The organism is Oscillospiraceae bacterium (genome assembly GCA_035353335.1).
GTDB lineage: Bacteria > Bacillota > Clostridia > Oscillospirales > JAKOTC01 > DAOPZJ01.
Map to the genome: position 1 here is coordinate 1 of DAOPZJ010000003.1, position 22,947 is coordinate 22,947.

Sequence of the window (22,947 nt, forward strand, 5' to 3'; positions counted from 1 at the left end):
CCGAGAGTTTTTCCCGCGCGTTTACGCGGTTCCACGGGATTACCCCCACCGACGCAAGACACGGCGGAAACGTCAAATCTTTTTCGCGGCTTTCCGTAAAATTGATTTTATCGGGAGGCAACACCATGGATTACAGAATCGAAGAAAAACCGGCATTTACAATCATCTGTAAAAAGAAACAAGTCAACAAACCGCAGGGCGATACCGCCACAGTCGATATTTCGGCATTTTGGGGCGAATGCACTCAGAACGGCACCATCGACGCGCTTTGCAAGTATGCAAAATTCGATACTATGAAGGGTATCCTCGGCATCTGTTTTTCCGGAGAAATGGCGGATTCCGGCTTTCCCTATGGCATCGGCGCGGAATATAACCGCGTTCCCGTAAAAGACGCAGGTTTTGATATCATCGAAATCCCGGCATATACCTATGCGGTATTTCAGTGCAAAGGCAAAATGCCCGACGCTTTCAAAGACACCTATCAAAAAATCTGCACCGAGTTCTTCCCGCAGAGCAATTATGAATACGGCAACGGTTTGGAATTAGAGGTCTATCCGTCAGCCGATGTGCAAAGCCCGGATTTCTCCTGTGAAATCTGGATCGCAGTGAACAAAAAGAAATAGACCAGCGAAAATCATTAAAGGCATCTTTCAGAAATGGCAGATGCTTTTTTATCCCCAAGGTTAGTGTAAGAAGATGTTCAGGCCTCCGATTCAAACCGGAGGCCTGCTTTATCAATTATATGAAATGATGTTTAATAGTGGAATGAATTACGCCAGCTTACTCAGCTCTACAGCAATCTGCGCAGCAACTTTGGCATTGTTGAACACCAGTTGAATGTTAGAGTCCAGACTGGCACCTCCGGTCAGCTCTTTTACCTTGGACAGCAGGAAGGGAGTGCTCTCCTTGCCGTGAATGCCTTTCTTATCGGCTTCTTTCAATGCCATTTCAATGGCATTGTTGATCTCGGCAGGGTCCATCTCAAACTCAATGGGGATGGGATTGGCAATCACCGCGCCGCCCTTCAGGTTCAAATCCCACTTGGCTTTCAGTGCTGCGGCAAGTTCAGCCGGGGTGTCCACCCGATAGTCTACGCCGAAACCGCTTTTTGAAGTGTAAAAGGCGGGCAGCTCATCGGTGCCGAAACCCACCACCGGAACTCCGTGAGTCTCCAGATATTCCAATGTCAGACCAATGTCCAGGATGGACTTTGCTCCTGCGCAAATCACTGCCACGTCAGTGCTTGCCAGCTCCTCCAGATCGGCGGAGATATCAAAAGTCTCCTGCGCGCCCCGGTGAACGCCGCCGATGCCGCCGGTGGCGAAGATTTTAATTCCGGCCAGATTGGCGAGAATCATCGTAGAAGCCACAGTGGTCGCGCCGTCCAGTCCTTTGGCTACGATAAAAGGAATGTCTCTACGGCTGGTTTTCATTACGCCTTTAGCTTTGCCCAAATACTCGATTTCCTCCGGGGTCAAGCCCACCTTCAGCTTGCCTTTGAGAATGGCGATGGTAGCCGGAACCGCGCCGTTATCCCGAACAATCTGCTCAACCTTTAAAGCCGTTTGCACATTCTGCGGATAGGGCATGCCGTGGGAGATGATGGTAGACTCCAAAGCCACCACAGGTTTTCCTCTTTCTACTGCTTTTTTGACTTCGGGGTTTATCTCTTGGTATTTTTCTAACATAATCCGATCTCCTTCATTTTTTTCTCCACGTTTTCTTTGGATATATTGGGGTTGATGGTATCTTCATGACTCAGTGCCATTATGGCGGCGGTCATGGCAAAGCGGGCGCTTTCTTCGATTTCTTTGTCATGGAAGCGACAGAAAGCGAGTGCGGCGAGAAATGCATCCCCCGCTCCCGTGGCGTTCACCACAGAAACCTGCGGGCCGGGTATCAGTTTATGCGTTTTTGCGTCCTGAAAAAACACGCCCTTTTCACCCATCGTGATAAATACTCGCTTGACGCCTTTTTCCAAAAAGAACTCCGAAGCTTTTCTCAGGTCGTTGTCATTCTCAATTTTAATTCCGGAAAGTAACTCGGCTTCGATTTTATTGGGTTTGATGGTGTGAAAAGCGCCGATTTTGTTTTTCATTTTCCGGGCTTTGGCGGTGGAAACGGTGTCCAGAAAAAACTCGGTGTTTTTGAAATTGTCCAGCACATAGCTGATGACATCCTCGGGGATGTTGGTGTCAATCACGCAAAGCTTTGCGCGCTCGACCACCGGGCGGGTGTTTTGGATAAAGTCAACAGTGATTTCGTTTAAAATGTCCATGTGGGAAATCGCCACCTGCATATCGCCCTGTTCGTCCAGGATTGCCAGATATGTTGAGGTGGACTTTCCGGTAAACACCGGGGTGTTTTTCATATCCAGCCCGATGGAAGCGGCGTGGTCTAAAATCTTTTTACCGTATAAATCGTCGCCCAGCGCGCTGATCAGCTTGGTGGAAATCCCCAGGTGCACCATGTTTTCGGCGATATTTCGCCCCACTCCGCCCTGCGAAATTTTCACCTGTCCGGGATTGGAGTCATGGGCAATCAGCTTTTTAAAGGGAAATCCGGTGATGTCCACGTTACACCCGCCCAGCACGCAGGCATAATCCTCCTGCTTTAAGATATATCCTTTTCCGAGGATGTATCCTTTTTTCATCAGGTTGGTAACATGCACCCCAACGGAGGAACGGGTGATGCCAAGGGTATCTGCCAGTTCATTTTGAGAGATGTTCGGATTTTTCCGAATGAGTTTCAACAAGTCTTCTTCGCGGTGTGTCATAGTTCCCTCCTAAACAATTGTTTATATAATAAACATTTGCTTATTTCTATCATAACATAACGAAAAACGGAATGCAAGTGGTTATATAAAAAATACTTTGCTTTTTTCAGAGGATTTTTAAATGATATAACAAAGGACGAACGGAGGGAACAGCCGTTCGTCCTTTGTTTATATATGGAATCATCCGGGGATGGACGATCCCTTTAAAACCCGCGCCCGCGCCGTGCTTGCTCAGCTCGGACGAAGGTTTTAAGCGTAATGATGCTATCTTCTGCCGCCGGGGAACCCCCCGCCGCCCATACCGCCCGCGTTGCCGATCGTGGAAAGCCCGTTTGCGGTAAAGCTGCCGGCTGAACTTCCGCCGATACTAAGGGTATAGGTCATGCCGGTTACAAGTTTCGGGCTGGAGATCACAATATTCGCGAAATTCTTGGCCGGCGTAAACTCGATGATGATGTTTCCGCTCTTGTCGGTCACCGTGACTTTAGAGCCGGCGGAAACCGTCGAGACGGTCGCCATGATGCAGTTGACCTTGGAACTCGAATCCGGTGACTGTGCCATCCCGCTGCTGCCCGCCGCGATCAGAGTCGCTCCGCTGTTTGTGCAGGTTCCGGCAAAATCCATCGCACCGTTGCCGTCGTTGGTCGGCCCGTCGACCGTAATCGTGCCGCCGGTAAGAACCATATTGCCGTTGCTGTCCAGCCCGTCGCCGCCCGCATTGACATAGAGAGTGCCGCCGCTGATGGTGACAAGGTTATTGGGATTGGCCGCATCCATGGGCGCGCCCATACCGCCGCCGAAAGTGACGTTGCCGGTATCATCACTGCCGCCTGCGGAGTTGAGTCCGTCGTCGCTTGAAGTGACGCTCAGATTGCCGCCGCAGATATAGATGGTCATGCCTTCGAGGCCCTCATAAGATTTCGAGATTTTGATCTCACCGGCGTCGATTTCGAGCGCGGTGTCGGCGTGCATGCCGTCGTCGCCGGTCGCGATGGTGAAGGTTCCGCCCGCGATCTTGATGTCGGCGTTGGAGTGGATTGCGTCGTCATAGGTGTTTAGGGTAAACGTCCCGCCGGTGATGTTGACGCCGCTGCTGCCCTTGAGACCTTTTTTACTGTCTTCGTCGGTTGTCGCGGCTGCAGTATTATTTCCGCCGAACGGACTTCCACCTCTGGGGTTAAAGAAGTCGTTGGAACCGCCGGTAACGGTGGCGGGGCTTCCGCCGCCGGTCGTGATGTTAAACGTGCCGCCTGAGATCGTCAGAACCATGTAAGCTTGAATTCCGTCGTTGCCCGCAGTGATGTTGAAACTGCCGCCCGAGATATTAATAGAACCCTTTGTGGTGTCCTCGTCATTGTTGGACTGAAACCCGTCGGCGCCGGAATTGATCGTAAATGTGCCATCCGTGACCGTGATACTGCTACGTCCGCGGATTGCGTCGTTTACCGCCGTGATGATATAGGTGCCGCCTGCGATTACAAGGTTATCCTTGGACAGGATTCCGTTTTGATAATTCGCGTTTACGGTCAGCGTACCGGTGCCGTTGATCGTGAGGTCGTCTTTCGAAAAAACGGCGGCGTTGGGCTCGTCTGTGCCGGACTCGAGAGTGTAGGAGGAACCGTCTGAGATCGTGTTTTGAGTCCCCGCCGCCAGTGTGATGATGATTTTCTCGCTCTGCACACCGTAGATACCGCTTCCGTAGGAGCACTTGATATTGACACCGTTGAGCACCAGAATGATCTTATCTTCTTTGCCTGCGTTGACGATGATTTGCCCGTTGTTCAGCGTTCCGCTGACTGTATAAGTGCCCGCTCCGGTGATGGTGGCCGTGCTGCCGCTCACTTTGATGTTGGAGCCGGAAGCCTTAACGGAATCGCCGTTTAAGACAATCGTGTTTTCACTTGTGGGTGAAGCTGCGGTCGTGTCTTCGGCTTTAACCTTGTTTTCAACCGGTGTTACGCTGGCTTTGATGTCGCTGCTTACTTCAGCGGTCGAGGTTAATGACGAAAGGGAACCGGAGGATATCACCGCCGAAGAGCCGTTTGGCGAAACCGAGCAACCGGCTGCAAGGAGCACGACAGCGGCACACAAAATTATGAATAACTTTTTCAAATAAAGCCCTTCTCTCATAATTCCTCGCGGATCGTGCTGCCGATTTTGCCGCAGCTGACGTTGAGATTGCCGTTGCGGCAGCGCAGCGCGTCGAGGAACTTCTTTTCAATCAGATTGCCGTTTAGGACGATTCTGTATTGCAGCTCGAACATGCTGCCGAGATTGGTGGTTTTAACCCGGACCAATTCGCTTTTTTTGGTATATGTTGCAAAGATGTCATCAAACGCTCCGTTGTAATCAAGCGATTCCGGGATAGTGATTTTCAGCTCACGCTCGTCGTCACGGATATCGCCGTATTTAACCGTGAATAAGATTAAGGTCAACGCGGAAGCGGCAGCAAAAATGATGGCTGCGTAGGCGATATAGCCCATTCCGGTTGCGATGCCGACCGCAACGGCCATAAAGACCGCCGAGATTTCGCGGGCGCTGCCGGGCGCGGAGCGAAAGCGTACCAAACTGAACGCTCCGGCCACGGCTACACCGGCGCCGATATTGCCGTTGACCATCATGATGACGGCTTGAACCAATACCGGAAGGAGGGCCAGGGTCACGATGAGACCCTTTGAATAAGTGTTTTTATAAGTATGGAGGAGTCCCAGGAGAACGCCGAGGACGATCGAGGTCAGCGTGCATAACAACAGCGAACCGATGGTCAGCCCCTCCGAAGAAACAATCGTATCAAGCACAGATAATGCCTCCCTTCAAATTTCGTAACTCTGGAAATATATAATCGGTATAGCAGGTACCGTACTTGGAAAATGAAGTCGGCACAATGCCGTTTTGCTCAAAGAACCCGCAAAGCCACAGCGGAATCGCTCCGGCGGTCTTGATTTCGATCAACCGCTCGTCATTTCGTATGATCGGCGTGCCTTCGCAGCCGAGCGTCGGAGATAATCTGTTCGTGCGCATTCGGATGCCGCTGTCGACGGTCAGGCGGAGATTGGGGTCGATATTATCGTAAAAGGCCTCGCGTTCATAAGCGATAAACGCCTTCGGAAGGGGTTGATAAAACCGCATAAAGTATTCGATCTCCCGCCCGATCTGACATTCTCGCCCCTCTCCGGGCTTTCCGTCCATCCAGTCGGCGGCATTCCTGAGCGGCATCCCGATACGCCTTTTATAAACGACGCCCTTATATTTTTTCTTGAGCTCCAGAAAAACCTTGTCCTCGGACTTCGGGATACCGTAACAGCGCAGCCTTAATTTTTCTTTATAGACAGGCTTCTCAAGCGAAGCGCGGATAATCCGGTAGTCATCGGTGTCGAAGTAGACACTGCAGATCGTGCTCTTGCCGAAGGCATCCGGGTGCATCTTGTCTTCGGCAAGCCCGGAGAGCCGCGCGGCCTGATCGCGGTCGAGGATATATTTTTGTTCGTAACGTTTGAAAACCGTTGTAAAGTCTTTCATGGAGAGCACCTCTTTGCCAAGTTGAAAACAGTTCGGAATTATGTTAAAATGAATCGGAAGTTTTGCATGGGGTCTGCCCTGCAGGTATGCTTTTATTCTAAACAATTTACTGAAATTACTCTGAAAAACCGGTTTCAGGTTTTTTTCAGTTTCGCACGATAAAATAACATATATCAGATGCTCGCGCGGCGTGGGCGCCTGAAAAACGAATGATACCGAAAGGAGCTGTTTTGCTTGAGAGTACTCGTGGTGGAAGACGAAAAACGTCTTGCGGAGGCGCTTGCGCAGATATTGAGCGAGCATAAATTCGACGCCGAGACCGTTTACACCGGAACCGACGGTCTTTATTACGCCAAAAATTCCGCCTATGACGTGATTATCCTCGACGTGATGCTGCCCGGCATGACCGGCTTTGAAGTCGTTAAACAGCTGCGCGCCGAAAAAATCGCCACACCGGTATTGCTGCTCACAGCCCGTGATGAGATCAACGATAAAGTCAGAGGGCTTGACTATGGCGCCGACGATTATATGACCAAACCCTTTTCACCTGATGAGCTGATGGCCCGGGTGCGGGCGCTCTCCCGGCGGCAGGGGGAGGTGATCACCGACCAAATCGCTTTTGCCGACATTACACTCGATCTCTCTTCTTATGCGCTTAAAAAGGACGAAAAATCAGTCCATTTGGGTTATAAGGAATTCTCGGTGCTCCGGCTTCTGATGGCAAATCCCAACACGGTCGTTCAAAAAGAGTCGATCATTTTAAAAGTCTGGGGCTGCGACTCCGATGCTGAGGACAACAACATCGAGGCCTATATCTCGTTTTTGCGCAAAAAGTTCTTCTTTCTCGGCTCCAAAGTCAACATCGGCACGGTTCGAAAGGTCGGTTACCGGCTGGAGGTTCTCGAATGATCAGGAAGCTGCGCGTCAAGTTCATTCTCATCAATATGCTGTCGGTATTTCTGGTGCTTGCGGCGGTCTTCGGCGTGTTGCTTTTCTCCTCGGCGAAACGGCTTTCCGACGGCAGCAATGCCGCGCTGATGATGGCCCTTTCCCGTGAAAACGACTCAGAACAGTTTCCATGGGAAATCGGCGGTAAAAAAGATCAAACGGAACCGCTCAACCCCGGAAGCGGTCGGATAAAAGACGAATTCTCTTTTGTCCTTACTTTTACGGTAAAGGTCGATTCCGAGGATAAAATCCTCGCTACATATGGCTACGGTGCCGCGCCCGTCATCAGTGATGATGTACTGCAATCCGCCGTAGAAACCGCGCTTTCCGACCCGGACGGAAAAGGCGCAATCGCAAATCTGCACTTGCGTTATCAGGTCAAAAAGGGCCTTGACAATACCAAAATCGTTTTTGCCGACACAACCGGCGAGCGCCTTTATATGAATAACCTCATCCTCATCTCGCTGGAAGTCGGCATTCCGGCGCTTGCGGTCTTCTTTCTGCTCGCCTATCTGCTCTCGGGGCTTGCACTCAAACCGGCTAAAGCGGCATGGCAGCAGCAGCAGCGGTTTATCGCCGATGCCTCGCACGAATTAAAGACGCCACTGACGGTGATTTTGGCCAATACCGACATCCTGCTCTCACATCCCGAAGCAACGATTCAAAACCAGCAGAGATGGATCGAGAATACCAAAACCGAGGGCGAGCGGATGAAAAAACTCGCCGACAACCTGTTGTTTTTAGCCAAAACCGACGCTGCGGAACACACCGAATCTAAACCTACTCCGCATGTTCCCGTAAACCTCAGCGACATCGCATGGAGTGCGTTGCTGCCGTTTGAATCGGTGGCGTTCGAACAGGGTGTTCAATTGAACAGCGATATCAAACCCGGCGTGACGGTGTACGGAAACGCCGATCAACTCAGCCGTCTGATTGTCATCCTGCTTGACAACGCTTGCAAATACAGCGGCAAAAACGGAAGCGTGACTCTGACACTTTCAAAAGAGCAGGGCAGGGCCAAATTCTCGGTGCACAATACCGGAAGCCCGATTGACAAAGCCGATCTGCCTTATATCTTCGATCGTTTCTATCGTGCGGACAAATCCCGGGCACAGACGAGCGGGGGCCACGGGCTCGGCCTCTCAATCGCTAAATCCATTGTCGACGCCCATAACGGAAAACTTTCGGTCACAAGCAGCGCCGAACACGGCACGACCTTCACCGCCGAATTCACAGCTAAATGAAAGGAATATAAATTAAGATGATAAAAAAGAGAGGTATCGTGCTCCTGATCGACGAGATCGACGATGTCTGGATGCAATTATGCAAGCAAGCGGAGTTCAATGTTCTGGGCGTTCACGAGGTCATCATGGAGAAACCCAACAGTGTCCAGAAAGTATTAAACCGTTTGGAAGAAAAACCGGTTCGGGAACAACTTGCCCGTTTTGAAAAAGCGGGAATCGAAGTCGAATTCGAACTGCATGCCGTCGAATGGCTGCTTCCTCGTTCCCTCTTTTCGGCTCAGCCCGAATTGTTCCGTCAAAATAACGAGGGGGAACGGGTTGCCGAAAACAACTGCTGCGTATCCAACCCGGTCTCGCTCGAACTCCTCTCGGAACGGGCACGTGTACTGGCAAAACTGTTAAATCAAACCGGGCATAACCACTATTATTGGATGGACGACGCGGAAAACGCGACTTGCCGGTGCGACGAATGCCGCTGCCTCTCAGGCGCGGATCAAAACATGAAGATGATGAACGCCATCGCCGAAGGGCTGACTTCCGCTGACAAAAACGCAAAGGCGGCTTATCTGGCTTATGCGGACGCGCTGACGGTACCGAATATTAAACCGCATCCGTCGCTCTTTCTCGAATTTGCCCCGATTTTCCGAAACCATTTTGAACCGATCACATCCGGTGATCCGAAGAACACGAAATACCGCGAACTGCTGACGGCGCTTTTAAAGATCTTCAACCCGGAAAACGCCCATATCCTCGAATATTGGCTGGACAACGCTTTTTTTTCGCAGTATAAAAAGCCTCCGGTCAAGGTTCCCTTCGACCGAAAAGTCACCCAATCGGACGTTGCTTTCTACCGCTCGCTCGGCATCGATTTCATCACCTGCTTCGGCTCCTATCTCGGAGACGACTATCGGATTCAGCATGGACTGCCGCCGATTTCCGAATATGGCGAAATCTTGAAAAACCAGCGGTAATTGAACACCAAATTTCGCTTCGCCACTTGCAAAAAATCTCGGGGTGTATTAAAATAGACGGGTATTACGACTTGGAGGTCTGAAAATGTCAAAAATGAAGCATATTATTGCATTATTGCTGGTGCTTGTGATGTCCGCCGCCGCCTTATCCGCCTGCGGCCGGGATACCAAACCGATTGTCACGATCAAGGGACAGGCCTTCAGCGTCGAACAGTTCCTGATGTTCCAGCTGGACGCTTACAATACAATGGCAAATAAAATGAGCTACACCTTCAACCAGCAGAAGGACGACGGCACTTATCTGACTGTTAAAGAACAGATGGCGCTGTATAACAACATCGACGGCAACCGTGTCGACGTCTGGATCAGCGCGACGACACTCGAGGAACTGCGAAAGGTCGTCTATTATGACAAGGCGCTTGCCGACGCCGGCATCACAGTCTCGCAAGAGGAAATTGACAAGGCAAAAGAGCAGGCAAAGGCCATCTACGATTATTACGAGGCCTATTATAACGGCTACTACACCCGCAACGGCATCAACGAATCATCCGTTGAATTTTGGCTGATTAACAGTTTAAAAGAAAACAAACTGTTTAAGAGCATTTATGACACCGACGGAACCCAGGCGGTTCCCGAAGAAAGCATCAAAGCCCACTTCGGCGAGATGTATGCCAGCGCTAAGATCATGAAAGTCCCCTATTATAATGAAAAAAGCGGCGTGGTTCTGACTGACGAACAAGTTGCCAACATCGAAACCTTCTGCCAGACTGCGGTCGAAAAGCTCAATAACGGCCAAATCGACATCGATACGCTGTATTATAATTTCCTGCTCGCCAACAGTTTGATCAAAGAAGGCGATAAAGTGGATCCGATCGCGCCGGTTCTGTTCGATTTGAGCAACAATGACTATACCACCGATATGATCACCGCTTACAAAGCGCTCCAAATCGGCAAGGCGGGATATACCAAAGATACCGATAAAGGTTATTTCTTCATCTATTTGAAAGGCGACCCGCTGACCGACGATGCCTCGAATTATTCCAATTACCGCGACGCCGTTCTGCGCGACCTCAAAGACACCGAATTCCAAAATAACATCATGACCATCACCGGAGACTACGATATCGAGATGAGCAAATATCTGATGAATAAATATCTGCCGGAAAATATCCAAAAGCAGACCGAGGACTGATATTTTCCTTCCGCCGGCAAATACTAACCACGTATTTTTGCGCAGCGGAGGCAGCTATGGAGATTATCTGTACCGAAAACATCTATAAGGTTTACAACAAAGGGCGAAATGAAGTCAAAGCACTTGACGGCGTTTCGCTTTCTGTTATAAAGGGGGAATTTGTGGCGGTGATGGGCCGCTCGGGTTCCGGAAAGTCAACGCTTCTCAATATTCTCGGCTGCCTCGACGTCCCGACCGGGGGACAATATTTTCTGTTCGGAAAACTTTCCGACCGTTATGACGAAAAGGAGCTCTCGGGCATCCGCAACCACCGTATCGGTTTTGTGTTCCAAAGTTATAATCTCATTCCGTCTCTCTCTGCGGCCGAAAACGTTGAGCTCCCGCTGTTGTACCGAGGCGTCGAGCGCGGAGAACGCCGCCGCCTCGCCCTCGAAGCCCTTGAAAAAGTCGGTCTTTCCGAGCGGAGCGAACATCGGCCTTCCAAAATGTCCGGCGGGCAGCAGCAGCGGACTGCGATCGCGCGGGCAATCGCCGCAGACCCGGATATCCTGCTCGCCGACGAGCCGACCGGAAATCTCGGCCGCACCTCGGGCGAGGGCGTCATGAATTTACTGACCCTCTTGAACAAAAACGGTAAGACAGTTATAATGATTACGCACGATCCTTTGGTCGCGGCATATGCAAGCCGGGTTGTGACCATCAGCGACGGCAAAATCGCATCCGATGAGAGGAGCGCCTATGAAGCAGGTTGAAATTTTCACTGACGGCGCATGCCTCGGCAATCCGGGCCCGGGCGGTTATGGCATCATCCTGAAATATAAGGGTACCGAGAAAGAACTATCGGGCGGCGAGCCGGAAACGACCAATAACCGCATGGAACTGACCGCCGCAATTGTCGCGCTCGAGGCGCTTAAAACACCTTGCGAAATCAAACTTTTCAGCGATTCTCAGTATCTGATCAACGCCTTTGAACTCGGCTGGCTTGAAAAGTGGAAGACAAGCGGTTGGAAACGCGCCGGAAACGAAGTCGTTAAGAACGCCGACCTTTGGCAGCGGCTCTCGGAGCTCACCGCGTTACATAAAGTCGAATTTATCTGGGTACGCGGCCACGACGGCCACCCCGAAAACGAGCGCTGCGACCGTCTGGCAGCCGGTTTTGCACAAAAACTTTCTGCGGAAACAAGATCGTAATACTGTAGGGGCGACTGCGTTCGCCCGCTCAAATACATAAACTAAATTGAAAGAACGGTCTTTACATGAACAAGAAAAAAACCCTCTCGCTCCTTCTCTGTGCTGCTTTGATTACAACCCTCTTCGGCTGTGCGAAACCCTCCGTTGAAAACACCGCTGTGCGCATCGCCTTTTTCCCGAACATCACCCATGCGCAGGGGCTGATCGGCTCCGCAAAAGACAGCTCCGGTTCCAGCCGCTTTGAGCAAGCGCTCAAGGGCTGTACCGTGGAATATAAATCTTTTAATGCCGGACCCGCCGAGATTGAGGCGATATTCGCCGGCGAAGTAGACATCGGTTATATCGGGCCGGTTCCGGCCATCAACGGCTTTGTCCGTTCAGGCGGCGATGTGGTCATCATCTCGGGCGCGGCAAACGGCGGCGCGGTTTTAGTGGCACGTGCCGATGCAAATATCACTTCCGTGGCGGACCTTGCGGGCAAGAAAGTGGCGGTTCCGCAGCTCGGGAACACCCAGCATCTCTCGTTGCTGCAGCTGCTCTCGGAAAACGGCCTTGCAACGACGTCTGCGGGCGGTACGGTCGATCTTTATGCAATTGAAAACTCCGAAATCAAATCGATGATGCAGAGCGGCGGAATCGATGCGGCACTGGTTCCCGAGCCCTGGGGCACCCGCCTGATCAACGAAGTCGGCGCGAAGCTCATTTTGGATTATAATCAAATCTGGCTAAACGGCAATTATTCGACGGCGGTGGTCATTGCCAACAAAGACTTTTTGACCGCGCACCCCGATCTCGTCGAAAAATTCCTTCAGGCGCATGCCGATATCACGAAATACATCAACCAAAACTCCGCTGAAGCGATGGCAACCGCCAATGCCCGCATCCAAGAGCTGACGGGGACCGCGCTTAAACCGGAAATCCTGACCGAAGCGGTTTCGCGCCTTGTTTTCACCAACGATCCGGCGCGCGAGTCGGTAGAGGCGTTCATCGACCTGTCAATCACTCAGGGCTTTATCGATGCCTGCGACAACCGTGACGCATTGTTTTCGCTGGATATGATCAATAAAATCAATACGGAGTCCTCGAAATGAACATCACCGTCGAAGCCCTCTCCAAGGTCTTTCATAACCCCGATAAAGAGGTTTTGAAAGACATCGATCTGGAGATCGCCGAAGGCGAATTCCTTTGTCTGCTGGGCCCGTCGGGCTGCGGCAAATCGACACTGTTGAATATCATCGCGGGACTCGACAAGCCAACATCGGGCAGTGTTAAATTCGGCGGAGAACCGATTACCGCCCCGGGCCCCGACCGCGTCATGATCTTTCAGGAATCAGCTTTGTTCCCGTGGCTTTCGGTTGCAGACAATGTCAAATTCGGGATGAAACTTGCCAAAGTCCCCGATAAAGAGGCCGAGGAACGGGCGATGGCCTACTTGCAAAAAGTCAATCTGGCTTCCTTCCGCGACTATAAAATCAGCCAGCTTTCGGGCGGCATGAAACAGCGTGTCGCCATCGCAAGGGCGCTTTCGCTCGATTCCAAAGCTCTGTTGATGGACGAGCCGTTTGCCGCATTGGATAAGCAGACGAAAAACCTTTTGCGAGACGAACTCGAATGCCTTTGGCTGTCCGAGAAGCGGACCGTCGTCTATGTGACCCACAGCGTTGAGGAAGCGCTTTTCTTCGGCGACCGCGTCGTGATGATGAGCGCCGATCCGGGTGTGATCAAAAGCATTTTCAAAATCGATTTCCCGCGCCCGCGCCAAATCGACGCACCTGAGTTTGTCAAACTGCGCCATGATATTCTGGCCGATCTCAGAGTGGAGGTGGAGCGCTATGAAAAATAACACCCTGCTCAAGGCTCTGAAGCTATTCGGCCTGTTGGTATTGCTCGTCGCAGTCTGGCAGCTGCTCTATTTCATCATGGTGGAAAGAGCGGCTGTTTGGAAGCCGTATGTCTTCCCCTCGCCGCTCGGCGTTCTTTCATCTTTTTCAAAGTTGATTAAAAACGGAACATTACTCGCGGGCATCGGCCAGACCATGCGCCGTATCGGGATCGGTTACGGTATCTCGATTTTGATCGGCGTGCTGCTCGGAATGCTTTTGGCACGTTTTAAAGCGCTTTCGGAATTGTTTAAACCGCTCGTATTGGGCATTCAGACATTGCCTTCCATCTGTTGGGTCCCGTTTGCGATTTTATGGTACGGCCTCGCCGAGAGCGCAACGATTTTTATTGTGGTGATCGGCTCTGCGTTCAGTATCTGCATCGCGGTTGAGACCGGCATCCGGGATATTAATCCGATTTATATCCGTGCCGCCAAAACGATGGGCGCAAAAGGCATTGCGCTTTATACCAAAGTCATATTACCCGCCAGTGTTCCGTCGCTCGTCGGTGCGCTCAAACAGGGCTGGTCTTTCGCCTGGCGCGCGCTGATGACCGGTGAAATGATGATATCATCGCGTGGCATCGGACTGATGCTCTCTCAGGCTCGTGAGATCGGAGGCATCAACGAAGTCACCGCGGTTATGCTGGTAATCGTCTTTATCAGTATCCTCGTCGACAAACTTATTTTCGGCCTCATCGAAAAGCGTGCTCTCAAGTGGGCGGCATGATGGCGCATTCAAAGCGTCGTAAAATCGTTGACCGTTCGTTAAATGACTCACGTTTCAAGCCCTCATTCCCCTCTGTGGAGGGGTGGCCCGCAGGCCGGGGTGGTTTCGGCATAAGCCAGGACTAACACAGGTACGTCCTATATCGTAATCGGCTGTATAGCCGATTTTTCTTTTTAAATTTTTTCATTTTGCCTATTGACAAACTCATACTACTGAATATAATATAGTAGTAAACAACGGGTACTTCCTTGTTTGCAAAGGAGGATGTCTATTGAATTCCCAATACAAAAAAGGCGTACTGGAGCTGTGTGTGCTGGCACTGCTCGAAAAGGGCGACTGCTACGGCTATGACATCTCGGAGCGTCTCTCGTCGCGCATCGACATTGCCGACGGCACGGTATACCCGATTCTGCGCAAACTCAAAAGCGACGGGCTGGTCGATACCTATCTACAGGAGGAAAGCGGCGGCCCGCCCCGAAAATACTATTCATTGACCAACCTCGGGCGCGAGACCTACGAAGCCGACCGCGCCGAATACCTCAAATTCGCCGATGCAATCAAGACATTATTGGGAGGAGAAGTTTGAAAAATGAAATTTATCAAACTCCGGAGTTTGATCCATTTGCCAAAGGTCATGGACCAAACATCCTAAAATCATATGAAGAAAGGATCATTTCAATGACGCGCAATGAATATTTGACCACACTCGAAGCCGAGCTCAGGAAAAAACATATCGCCGACACCGCCGATATTGTCGAAGAATACGAACAGCACTTCGCCTTCAAACTCGCCGACGGTTTTTCGGAAGAAGAAATTGCCGCAAAACTCGGCGCACCCGAAGCCATTGCCTCTCAGTTCGAAGCCGTTAAAACTGCTGCCTCTGATAAAACAAGCAAAAAAGGCGGCGGCATTTGGGCCAAAATCGGCATGGCGACTTTAATTCCGTTTGAGTGGATCGGTTTTATCCTGCTGTTTTGCTGGACGGTTGTACTCGGTGCGCTTGGGCTCGCATCTGCTGCAATCGGCATCTGCCTGATCGCTCAAATCAGCGCTTTCATGCAGTTCGCAGCGCTGCAAATGCCCTATCTGAGCGCGCTGATTCTCGGTTTGACCCTGTTTGCGCTCGCCATCGCATTCGGCGCGGGATGCTGCTACTTTTTCGCTTTCTTAAAGCAGCTTGTCCGTGCCGATCTCCGCTGGCATAAAAATGTCGTCTCCGGCGCGGCTCTCCCGCCGCTTCCGACCGCTCCGCAATTAAAAAACAAATCCGGCAGAGCACTGCGCAGAACGTTTTTAATCTCGACTGCCGTCTTCGGAATTTTGTTCGTGCTGGGCTTCGTGATCTCTTCCGTTCAAGCGGGTCATTTCGGCTTCTGGCACGCCTGGAACTGGTTCGTAAAATAGTTTTGAACTCATTATCGCAGGAGAGGAGATAACTTTTAAAATGAAAACCGTCATCATTACCGGTGCCACTTCAGGCATCGGCTTAGAAACCGTACGCCTTTTGACCAATCGGGGCTATCGCGTGCTCGGCGTCGGACACAGCGGGAAAAACTGCTTCCGCGCAGAACAGGAGCTGCTTACCGTAAATCCAAACGCTCAAATTGCCTTTTACAGTGCCGATTTAATGCAGCAACGTCAAGTGTTGCGCGTCGTTGAGGAACTCTCAGTCGAGCTTGATAAAACCGGTGGCGAACTGCACGCACTCATCAACAATGCGGGCGCGGTGCGCAGTTGGTATACCACCACCGAGGAGGGCTACGAACAGCAGTTCGCCCTCAACCATCTCGCGGGCTTTTTGCTGACCGCAAAATTGCTGCCTTATCTGCAAAAAGGGAAGGGGAGGGTCATCATGACCGGCAGCGGTTCCCATAAGGGCATCAAAATACATTGGGACGATGTGATGCTGCGCCGCGGATATAACCCCCTGACCGCTTATAAACAATCAAAACTCTGCAACATCCTTTTCGCCAAAGGGCTCAGCGACCGAAATCTCGGAATCCATTCCTACACGGTCGATCCGGGGCTTGTTAAGACCGACATCGGCAATAAGCAGACCGGCGGTTTCGTCAATCTGATTTGGTCGATGCGCAAGCGAAGCGGTGTGACACCCGAAATCCCCGCAAAGACCTACTTATATCTCTGCGAGCAGGACCCCGCTCCGACCGGATTATATTATCATTACAAACTGTCACGGCGCCCGCCGATTTGCGAAATTCCTTACAGCAAACAGGTGACAAGCGAAAACGCCACCCGACTCTTCACCCTCAGCGAGAAGCTCTGCGGAATAGAATTTGAAACAACTTTATCCGAAAGGAAGGCCGTATCATGAACGCATTTATCACCGGAGCGGCGGGCGGGCTCGGAAGAGCCATGGCCGTCGAATGTGCCCAGCGCGGCTATCACCTGTTTTTAACCGACGTCAACCCGGCCGGATTAATTCATCTTCAGCAGGGGCTCGAACGCCGGTTCGGCGTCACGGTTGCGGTTCGCACCTGCGACCTCACCGATTCCGCCGACGTCGACAGTATGTTATCTGTCATCGATCAAAACAGCTTAAAATTCGAGCTGCTTTTAAACATCGCCGGATTGGATTTCGAGGGCGGTTTTCTGGAGCGCGAGCGCGAAAAGCTCGTCAAAATCGTTACGCTGAACAACGCCGCCACCCTCCGCATCACCCATGCGATTCTCGAACGCCGCCGCGAAAACCGACGTTTCACCGCGGTTTTCGTATCGAGTTTGGCCTCGATGTTCCCGATGCCGCTCAAGGCGACTTACGCCGCGTCCAAACGGTTTCTGCTCGATTTTGCCTGCGCGCTGCGCCAAGAACTCAAAGGCCGAAACACAAATGTGCTGGCGCTATGCCCGGGCGGGTTGGTCACCACAGAATCGGCGATGGAGGGCATTGCCGCGCAGGGTTTTTGGGGCAACGCTACCACGAATCCGATCGAGACCGTCGCCCGAAAAACCCTCGACCGCGCATTCACGGGCAAAGCTCTTTATATCCCCGGCTTACTCAACCGCACACTCTCCTTTTTCGGCAAACTCCTCCCGCGCACTGTTGTCGCCAAAGCGGTCTATTCCCGCTGGCACAAAGCGCAGAGCCAACGCGAAACGTTATAATTAAACCTTTACACTCGGAGTATAGTAAAGCCACTTAGAAATCCAATAGTATGACATGTAAGTTAAATAATACACTCCAATGTAGAGAAAGGTCTTGACCTTTCCGCCTTGAGTTATTGCTGCAAGCATAATAAATAAAAAATATCAGTGACAATTCCTGCGATTTTCCGTCGGTATTTTTACTTTACATTTTACTTTATAAACTTTACACTAATCAAAGCTCAAACAAATTTAAGTCCCGGTAAACCTCGTCCCAATCCTTATAATCAGCCGCAAGCACGGTGATTGTGCCGTCTTTTCCGCACGCCGATATCGCATTCGCATACCCCGAACCGGCAATCGGCAGCCTCATGTTGAAAAACTGCCCGAATCCGTCTTTTGCCGGCGCTGACAGCAAAACCATCGGCCCGTCAAATTGCTTTGCGGTTTCTGCTGTATCTCCCGCGCAAACGCTGTTTGAATAATTAAACGCTGGCTTCACGGCAGGAATATTTTTTATCAATTCGAAGAACTCGGCAGTCTCGGTCAAAACCGGTCGGTTCTGCGCATACACGGTAATGCCGTATTCCTGTGCTATCTCTCCAATCTGCGCAAAAGCATCGACAAAACTCTGTTTGGCCTTGTCAATGCTGAAACTGCATTCGGCGTTTCGATGCATCTGTACCAAAATCCCTTCACAGCGGTATTTTGCCGCTTTTTCGAGCACATTTTGAATATAACCCATCGACTCCGCTTTACGCTCGGGTAAATTATCTAGCAGCGAAAGCACCGGGTAGTGGTCGAGCGCCGCCGAAAAGTCCACGAGCACGCGCACGTTTTTCCGGTTCAGATACTCCGCTTCCCGCTCTGCTTCCCCGGCCTCGAGCCGATGCAGATACTCCGCCGGGATCATAATTCCTTTTAAATGATGCTGAAGCGTCGGATGATCCAGCACAAACTCTTTCACGCTGCCCGAAAATCCCGCAATCGAAAGATAGAGATTGTTTTGATTCGCTTTTGGAACGCTCTCGGCTTTGAGAGTAAGCGGTTTTTCAAACCGCACTTCAAAAATCTTGGTATCGCCGCATTTTAATAAAAATCCGTCCGTTTTTTCAACTTCTTTCCCGTCTTCGCTATTGAACGGGAAAAACTGCTGATCCCCGGGAATTCCGTCCTCAATCAACAGCTCGTGCACCGAGGAAATGCCGTATTCACTCTCAATTTGAAATTTCCGGTCGGAAAAACTGCTGTTCGAAACATAAATCATCAGAGTCTTTTCATCTTTGACGGCGGCGCAGTATTGCAGATTACGGTTGTTCGGGCGCGCTATATACAGCCGATCAAAGACATCGCCCAAATACACTTTGACAAATCCGGAGAAGTCAATCGGCCTGCAAATGTTTTTGTTCGGCTCGTTTTCCGCCGAATACCCGCCGTTGTCAATAAGCCCGTCAGACAGCGCAAATACCGTGACCGAACCGTCCCCAAATTTGTTTTTCAACACAAGCGGCATTCCATTTTTATCAGAAACGGAAACCACCGTCCCCGCAAGCGGTTTCACCTCATAAACAATGCTCTTTTCGTAATAATTACCCTTGTTATAACAAACCGTATACACTTTTTCCGCTTTTGCCCCCAATTCCTCAACCCCGAAAAATTGCGCGGCATCGGCATCGTATTGTTTTATCTTCACAATGGCGTCGTTAAGCATGTCGGCAAAAAGAATCAAATTCCCGCCGTTTTGCACATACCGCTTTAAAATGTCGTAAAACTCTAAGGTCAGTTCCGTGCCGTTTGTGACGAGCGCCGTTTGATACTGCGACAAAATCTCATATCGCACATCATTTAACAGCACATCGGCGATCTCTCCGTAGGGGGTCGGGGTCAAAAAGCCGCTCTCGTCGCGGAAAAAGCCCGCGTTTTCATAACCCGGACAGAACATCGAAAACAACCCGTGCAGCTGATAATCCCCGTTGCGGTAGGGCAGGTTGCCCCATACCTTGTAGATGTCCTTGGAATATAAATGTCTCGGCGGATTCCACCCCGCAAAAAAGTCGGAGACAATCGCCAACGGCGTATAAAGTGTGCCGGGACGCCCGTGTTTTCGCACGAATTCGCCGCAGTATTGCTGGATTTTCCCCACCGGCGTCAATGCACAGACCGATTTGTCTTTGTCCATCTGCACTTCTTCGTTCCGAATCCGTTTTTCTACGCTGTCTCCCATAATCCAGCCGTTTTCGAAGCCCAGAATCTCGCAGCCGTATAAATAATGGCTGTAAATCAATCGCCGCAATAGCGACAAACTGGTGCCGCAGTCCTCGCCCCACTCATACCCGTCTTTTCCGCTCGATTCATAGCATTTATATCCCCAACGATTCCAAATCGAGGCGTTTCCGAACATCAGCAGCCCGTATTGCTTTGCCGCGCCCCGGATAAACGAAAACCACATAGAGCTGTTAGGGAGCGCCTGCGCAGTCTCGGCCCCGAGCATAATGGTGTTGCCCTCTTTGGCAAAGTAGTGTAAAAAGGGCAGGGAGGACAACGTGACCATATGGTTTTTCATTGCGTTTCCGAGCTTTTCAAAGTGCGCTTGAAAGCTCCGGTACTGCGCTTTATGCGAATCTGCTACGGGCGACGCAAATTTCGCATAACCGCCGATATACCGTCCGTCCTGTTCTCCGTTGTCAAACCCGAGAAAATGGTCGTCCAACTTTTGCAGCGCCTCATGCGCCTTTTGGGGAACCGCATATTCGCCCCAAATCACATCCTCCTGCGGTTGGCTTCCGGGTACATACCCCCAAAAGTCGAACATATAGAGACCACGTTTTTGAACTTCATCAACAAGCACTCCGAAATTTTCAGCAAACAGCGTTTTATACACCGGCCATAAAACATTTCCGAGCAGGAAGGTCTTGGTATAAAGTTCAATCTCGCCTTTGATGTCGGTGAGCATTTTGGTTTTGTTATCTTCGGAGAACACCCGCAGGGATGTGAATTGAATCTCGTTGTTCAGCGCTTCGCGCGTGACCGCTTTTGCGTACCGTTCTTGATAATCGGGATACTTCTCCGGTTTCACCGGATACGCGTAGATTTTTTGGCTCACTTTATTCTCCTCCGTTTTTAAAGTTAACAACGATAATTAAAAAACGGCGGGATGTGGGCATCCCGCCCTACAACAGGAATTATCTTTTTCGCTCTATGTTTTCAATAACCTCTTGTGCCAACACCTTAAATTCCACCAAATCCTTTGCCGTCACCGCGCGTTTGCGAAAGGCCGCCGCGCCCTGCACGCCTTTGATATACCACGCGGCGTGCTTGCGGCAGTCCAAAATCCCGCGCTTTTCGCCCCTGCGTTCACAGGTCATCTCGCACTGCCTTATCATCGTTTCCATACGTTCTTCGACGGTGGGTTCGGGGCATCCCGAGGCGATTTCCGCAAAAATAAACGGGTTGCCCAACGCCCCTCTTGCCACCATGATGAGCTCGCATCCGGCGGCTTTTTTCATTTCTTCAGCGTCTTTTGCACTCATAATCCCGCCGTTCGCAATCACGGGAATTTTTAACCTCTCCCGAACCTGCCGAATGATCTCACGGTCGGCTTCTCCGGCATATCCTTGCGCTTTGGTCCGCCCGTGTACCGCCACCGCCGCCGCGCCGTTATCTTGTGCGATCAAAGCGATCTCAACCGCGTTAACGATGTTATTATCCCAGCCCTTACGGATTTTAACGCTGATCGGCAAGTCAACCGCCGTTGTCACAGCTTTGATAATTTCCCCCGCCAGTTCCGGACTCTTCATCAGCGCCGACCCGCAGCCGTTTCCGGCCACTTTCGGCACCGGACAGCCCATGTTGATGTCGATAAAATCCGGATCATATTCCGCCGCAAACATTGCCGCCCTTGCCATGATCTCCGGCTCGCTGCCGAATAGCTGAATCCCGCAAGGCCGTTCGCCTTCGGTGAAACTCATCAGTTCGCGGCTCTTTTTATCCTGAAAGCATAATGCTTTAGCGCTGATCATTTCGGTCACGGTAAACACCGCGCCGTAACTTCTGCAAATCTCGCGGAACGCGGAATCGGCCACGCCGGCCATCGGAGCCAGCGCAGCGCCTTTTATCTTGTTGAAATCGAAATTTGATTTGCTCATATTGTAAACTTCCGATACTCATCGAGCATCTCGTCATACTGCATCATAAAGTCCGAAAACCCCGGAAGCTCCTCTAAAATCACAAACGCCTCTTTTACCGAATGTATAAATTCCGGGTCAATATACTCTACGCCATGCAAAATCAACGGGCAAATATAGGTTGCTCTCGGATCGGGCTGAGCCACTATGGTCTCGTTTTTGAACACCGGCACAAACGGATAAATACGGCAGGCCAGCGGACGCCATTCGCGCTTGCACCGCCCCTTGCAAACCGCTGTATCAAACCCGTCTTTCTGCGAAAACGTCAGAGACCGCTGCCCGATTAAAAATTCCTTTTCGTAAGGAAATAAAATCATTCCATCTTCGTCATTGCCCTTGCAGCATCTCTTTTTACAGAGTTCTCCGCAGTCGGCTTTGATCGGCGTTAACTTGTCAAGAAGGGCGTACGCCCGCTCCCAAATCTCCGAATAATCCGTCATAGAGTTTTCTTCACGGCGATCAAAAACATCGCCTTTTTGCCCTCGGCGGCAAACATCTTCTCGTGTTCCGTTTCTATATTATTCGGGTAATCGCTGTTCGACAAATCGGTGGTCAGGTACACAATCTCAAATCCGCTCTCGGTGAAATACCCGAGCGATTCTTCAAATAGTTCCTCGTCGTCAGTTTTAAAAAACACTTTTCCCCCATCACACAGAAAATCGCAGTATTTTATCAGCTGCTTTTTATGAGTCAGGCGTTTTTTCTTATGTTTCGGGCGGTTCCACGGGTTGCAGAAGTTGATGTAAATGCGTTCAATCATATCCTCCGGGGCGAGCATCCGCTCAATCAGCCCGATCTCCTGCGACATGATCTTGACATTGTCAATCGGCCTCCCGGCTTCGGCAAACAAACGCTCGATCGTGCGTTTGGCAACGACCAGCACCTCGCTTTTAATATCTACGGCAATCAGGTTGCTTTCCGGGTTTTGCAAAGCCAGTCGGGCCGCGAATCCGCCCTTGCCGCAGCCGAGTTCGAGCCAAAGCGGCTGTTCTTTTTCAAACGCCGCTTTCCAGTTCCCACGCCAGAGCCCCGGCGCGTCAATATGATGTACCCACGCCGCAAGTTCGGGTCTGGCGTAGGGCTTTCGTCGCATGCGCACAATATATCTTCCTTTACACTATAATAATATAAAAACAACGAGAAGCACTCTGCGCATGCGTGATGCGTATCGCATGCGATTATATTCCTTTACTTGAAATTTATTTAAGCCA

23 protein-coding genes are annotated in these 22,947 nt (G+C 51.0%); 14 read left to right on the top strand and 9 right to left on the bottom strand.

Features of this window, described 5'->3' with window-relative positions; translation table 11 throughout:
• Positions 1 to 623: GyrI-like domain-containing protein (locus tag PKH29_01160; GenBank protein HNX13445.1), on the top strand; the 623-nt coding region annotated here is incomplete at its 5' end.
• 147 nt (positions 624 to 770) lie between these two features.
• On the opposite strand, the gene PKH29_01165 is transcribed toward PKH29_01160, so the two are convergent.
• From PKH29_01165 to PKH29_01185, 5 genes are all read right to left on the bottom strand, one after another.
• Positions 771 to 1,688 (bottom strand): pseudouridine-5'-phosphate glycosidase, encoded by a 918-nt coding sequence (locus PKH29_01165; GenBank protein ID HNX13446.1) that lies wholly within the window; start codon positions 1,686 to 1,688, stop codon positions 771 to 773.
• Entirely contained in the window at positions 1,682 to 2,776 is a 1,095-nt protein-coding gene (locus PKH29_01170) for a PfkB family carbohydrate kinase (protein ID HNX13447.1), read from the bottom strand. Before PKH29_01170 ends, PKH29_01165 begins: the two co-directional genes overlap by 7 nt.
• A gap of 264 nt (positions 2,777 to 3,040) precedes the next feature.
• Positions 3,041 to 4,888: a carbohydrate-binding domain-containing protein gene (locus PKH29_01175; GenBank protein HNX13448.1), complete on the bottom strand. Its 1,848-nt coding sequence runs from the start codon at positions 4,886 to 4,888 to the stop codon at positions 3,041 to 3,043.
• Between the two features lie 14 nt (positions 4,889 to 4,902).
• Complete coding sequence (locus PKH29_01180) at positions 4,903 to 5,574, bottom strand: DUF4956 domain-containing protein (GenBank protein ID HNX13449.1); 672 nt, start codon at positions 5,572 to 5,574, stop codon at positions 4,903 to 4,905.
• Positions 5,567 to 6,295, bottom strand: a complete 729-nt coding sequence (locus tag PKH29_01185) for a polyphosphate polymerase domain-containing protein (GenBank protein HNX13450.1) — start codon at positions 6,293 to 6,295, stop codon at positions 5,567 to 5,569. Before PKH29_01185 ends, PKH29_01180 begins: the two co-directional genes overlap by 8 nt.
• 234 nt (positions 6,296 to 6,529) lie before the next feature.
• Between PKH29_01185 and PKH29_01190 the strand changes: the two genes are divergently transcribed.
• From PKH29_01190 to PKH29_01250, 13 genes are all read left to right on the top strand, one after another.
• A complete protein-coding gene (locus tag PKH29_01190) occupies positions 6,530 to 7,204 on the top strand; it encodes a response regulator transcription factor (GenBank protein HNX13451.1) in 675 nt (224 codons plus the stop codon).
• On the top strand, positions 7,201 to 8,487 hold the full coding sequence (locus PKH29_01195) for a HAMP domain-containing sensor histidine kinase (protein HNX13452.1): 1,287 nt from the start codon (positions 7,201 to 7,203) through the stop codon (positions 8,485 to 8,487). Before PKH29_01190 ends, PKH29_01195 begins: the two co-directional genes overlap by 4 nt.
• A 17-nt stretch (positions 8,488 to 8,504) precedes the next feature.
• Positions 8,505 to 9,458: a DUF4838 domain-containing protein gene (locus PKH29_01200; protein ID HNX13453.1), complete on the top strand. Its 954-nt coding sequence runs from the start codon at positions 8,505 to 8,507 to the stop codon at positions 9,456 to 9,458.
• Between the two features lie 85 nt (positions 9,459 to 9,543).
• The gene (locus PKH29_01205; GenBank protein HNX13454.1) at positions 9,544 to 10,650 is read left to right on the top strand and encodes a hypothetical protein; all 1,107 of its coding nucleotides are present in this window, start codon (positions 9,544 to 9,546) and stop codon (positions 10,648 to 10,650) included.
• Positions 10,651 to 10,706: 56 nt separating this feature from the next.
• Positions 10,707 to 11,402 (top strand): ABC transporter ATP-binding protein, encoded by a 696-nt coding sequence (locus PKH29_01210; GenBank protein HNX13455.1) that lies wholly within the window; start codon positions 10,707 to 10,709, stop codon positions 11,400 to 11,402.
• On the top strand, positions 11,389 to 11,841 hold the full coding sequence (rnhA, locus tag PKH29_01215) for a ribonuclease HI (protein HNX13456.1): 453 nt from the start codon (positions 11,389 to 11,391) through the stop codon (positions 11,839 to 11,841). Before PKH29_01210 ends, rnhA begins: the two co-directional genes overlap by 14 nt.
• A gap of 65 nt (positions 11,842 to 11,906) precedes the next feature.
• Complete coding sequence (locus PKH29_01220; GenBank protein HNX13457.1) at positions 11,907 to 12,932, top strand: aliphatic sulfonate ABC transporter substrate-binding protein; 1,026 nt, start codon at positions 11,907 to 11,909, stop codon at positions 12,930 to 12,932.
• Positions 12,929 to 13,684, top strand: a complete 756-nt coding sequence (locus PKH29_01225) for an ABC transporter ATP-binding protein (GenBank protein ID HNX13458.1) — start codon at positions 12,929 to 12,931, stop codon at positions 13,682 to 13,684. The genes PKH29_01220 and PKH29_01225 overlap by 4 nt, the downstream gene beginning before the upstream one ends.
• Positions 13,674 to 14,450: an ABC transporter permease gene (locus tag PKH29_01230; GenBank protein HNX13459.1), complete on the top strand. Its 777-nt coding sequence runs from the start codon at positions 13,674 to 13,676 to the stop codon at positions 14,448 to 14,450. The genes PKH29_01225 and PKH29_01230 overlap by 11 nt, the downstream gene beginning before the upstream one ends.
• Positions 14,451 to 14,721: 271 nt before the next feature.
• Positions 14,722 to 15,036 (top strand): PadR family transcriptional regulator, encoded by a 315-nt coding sequence (locus PKH29_01235; GenBank protein ID HNX13460.1) that lies wholly within the window; start codon positions 14,722 to 14,724, stop codon positions 15,034 to 15,036.
• 92 nt (positions 15,037 to 15,128) lie between these two features.
• Positions 15,129 to 15,854 carry a DUF1700 domain-containing protein gene (locus PKH29_01240; GenBank protein ID HNX13461.1) on the top strand — a complete coding sequence of 242 codons (726 nt, stop codon included), beginning with the start codon at positions 15,129 to 15,131 and terminating at the stop codon, positions 15,852 to 15,854.
• A gap of 40 nt (positions 15,855 to 15,894) precedes the next feature.
• A complete protein-coding gene (locus PKH29_01245) occupies positions 15,895 to 16,782 on the top strand; it encodes an SDR family NAD(P)-dependent oxidoreductase (GenBank protein HNX13462.1) in 888 nt (295 codons plus the stop codon).
• A complete protein-coding gene (locus tag PKH29_01250; protein ID HNX13463.1) occupies positions 16,779 to 17,573 on the top strand; it encodes an SDR family NAD(P)-dependent oxidoreductase in 795 nt (264 codons plus the stop codon). Before PKH29_01245 ends, PKH29_01250 begins: the two co-directional genes overlap by 4 nt.
• A 214-nt stretch (positions 17,574 to 17,787) precedes the next feature.
• Here PKH29_01250 and PKH29_01255 read toward each other — a convergent pair whose 3' ends face one another.
• The 4 genes from PKH29_01255 to trmB form a co-directional block, all read right to left on the bottom strand.
• On the bottom strand, positions 17,788 to 20,655 hold the full coding sequence (locus PKH29_01255) for a hypothetical protein (protein HNX13464.1): 2,868 nt from the start codon (positions 20,653 to 20,655) through the stop codon (positions 17,788 to 17,790).
• Between the two features lie 79 nt (positions 20,656 to 20,734).
• Positions 20,735 to 21,697: a tRNA dihydrouridine synthase DusB gene (dusB, locus tag PKH29_01260; GenBank protein HNX13465.1), complete on the bottom strand. Its 963-nt coding sequence runs from the start codon at positions 21,695 to 21,697 to the stop codon at positions 20,735 to 20,737.
• Positions 21,694 to 22,176: a hypothetical protein gene (locus PKH29_01265; GenBank protein ID HNX13466.1), complete on the bottom strand. Its 483-nt coding sequence runs from the start codon at positions 22,174 to 22,176 to the stop codon at positions 21,694 to 21,696. The genes dusB and PKH29_01265 overlap by 4 nt, the downstream gene beginning before the upstream one ends.
• On the bottom strand, positions 22,173 to 22,835 hold the full coding sequence (trmB, locus tag PKH29_01270) for a tRNA (guanosine(46)-N7)-methyltransferase TrmB (protein HNX13467.1): 663 nt from the start codon (positions 22,833 to 22,835) through the stop codon (positions 22,173 to 22,175). The genes PKH29_01265 and trmB overlap by 4 nt, the downstream gene beginning before the upstream one ends.
• Positions 22,836 to 22,947: the final 112 nt, after the last annotated feature.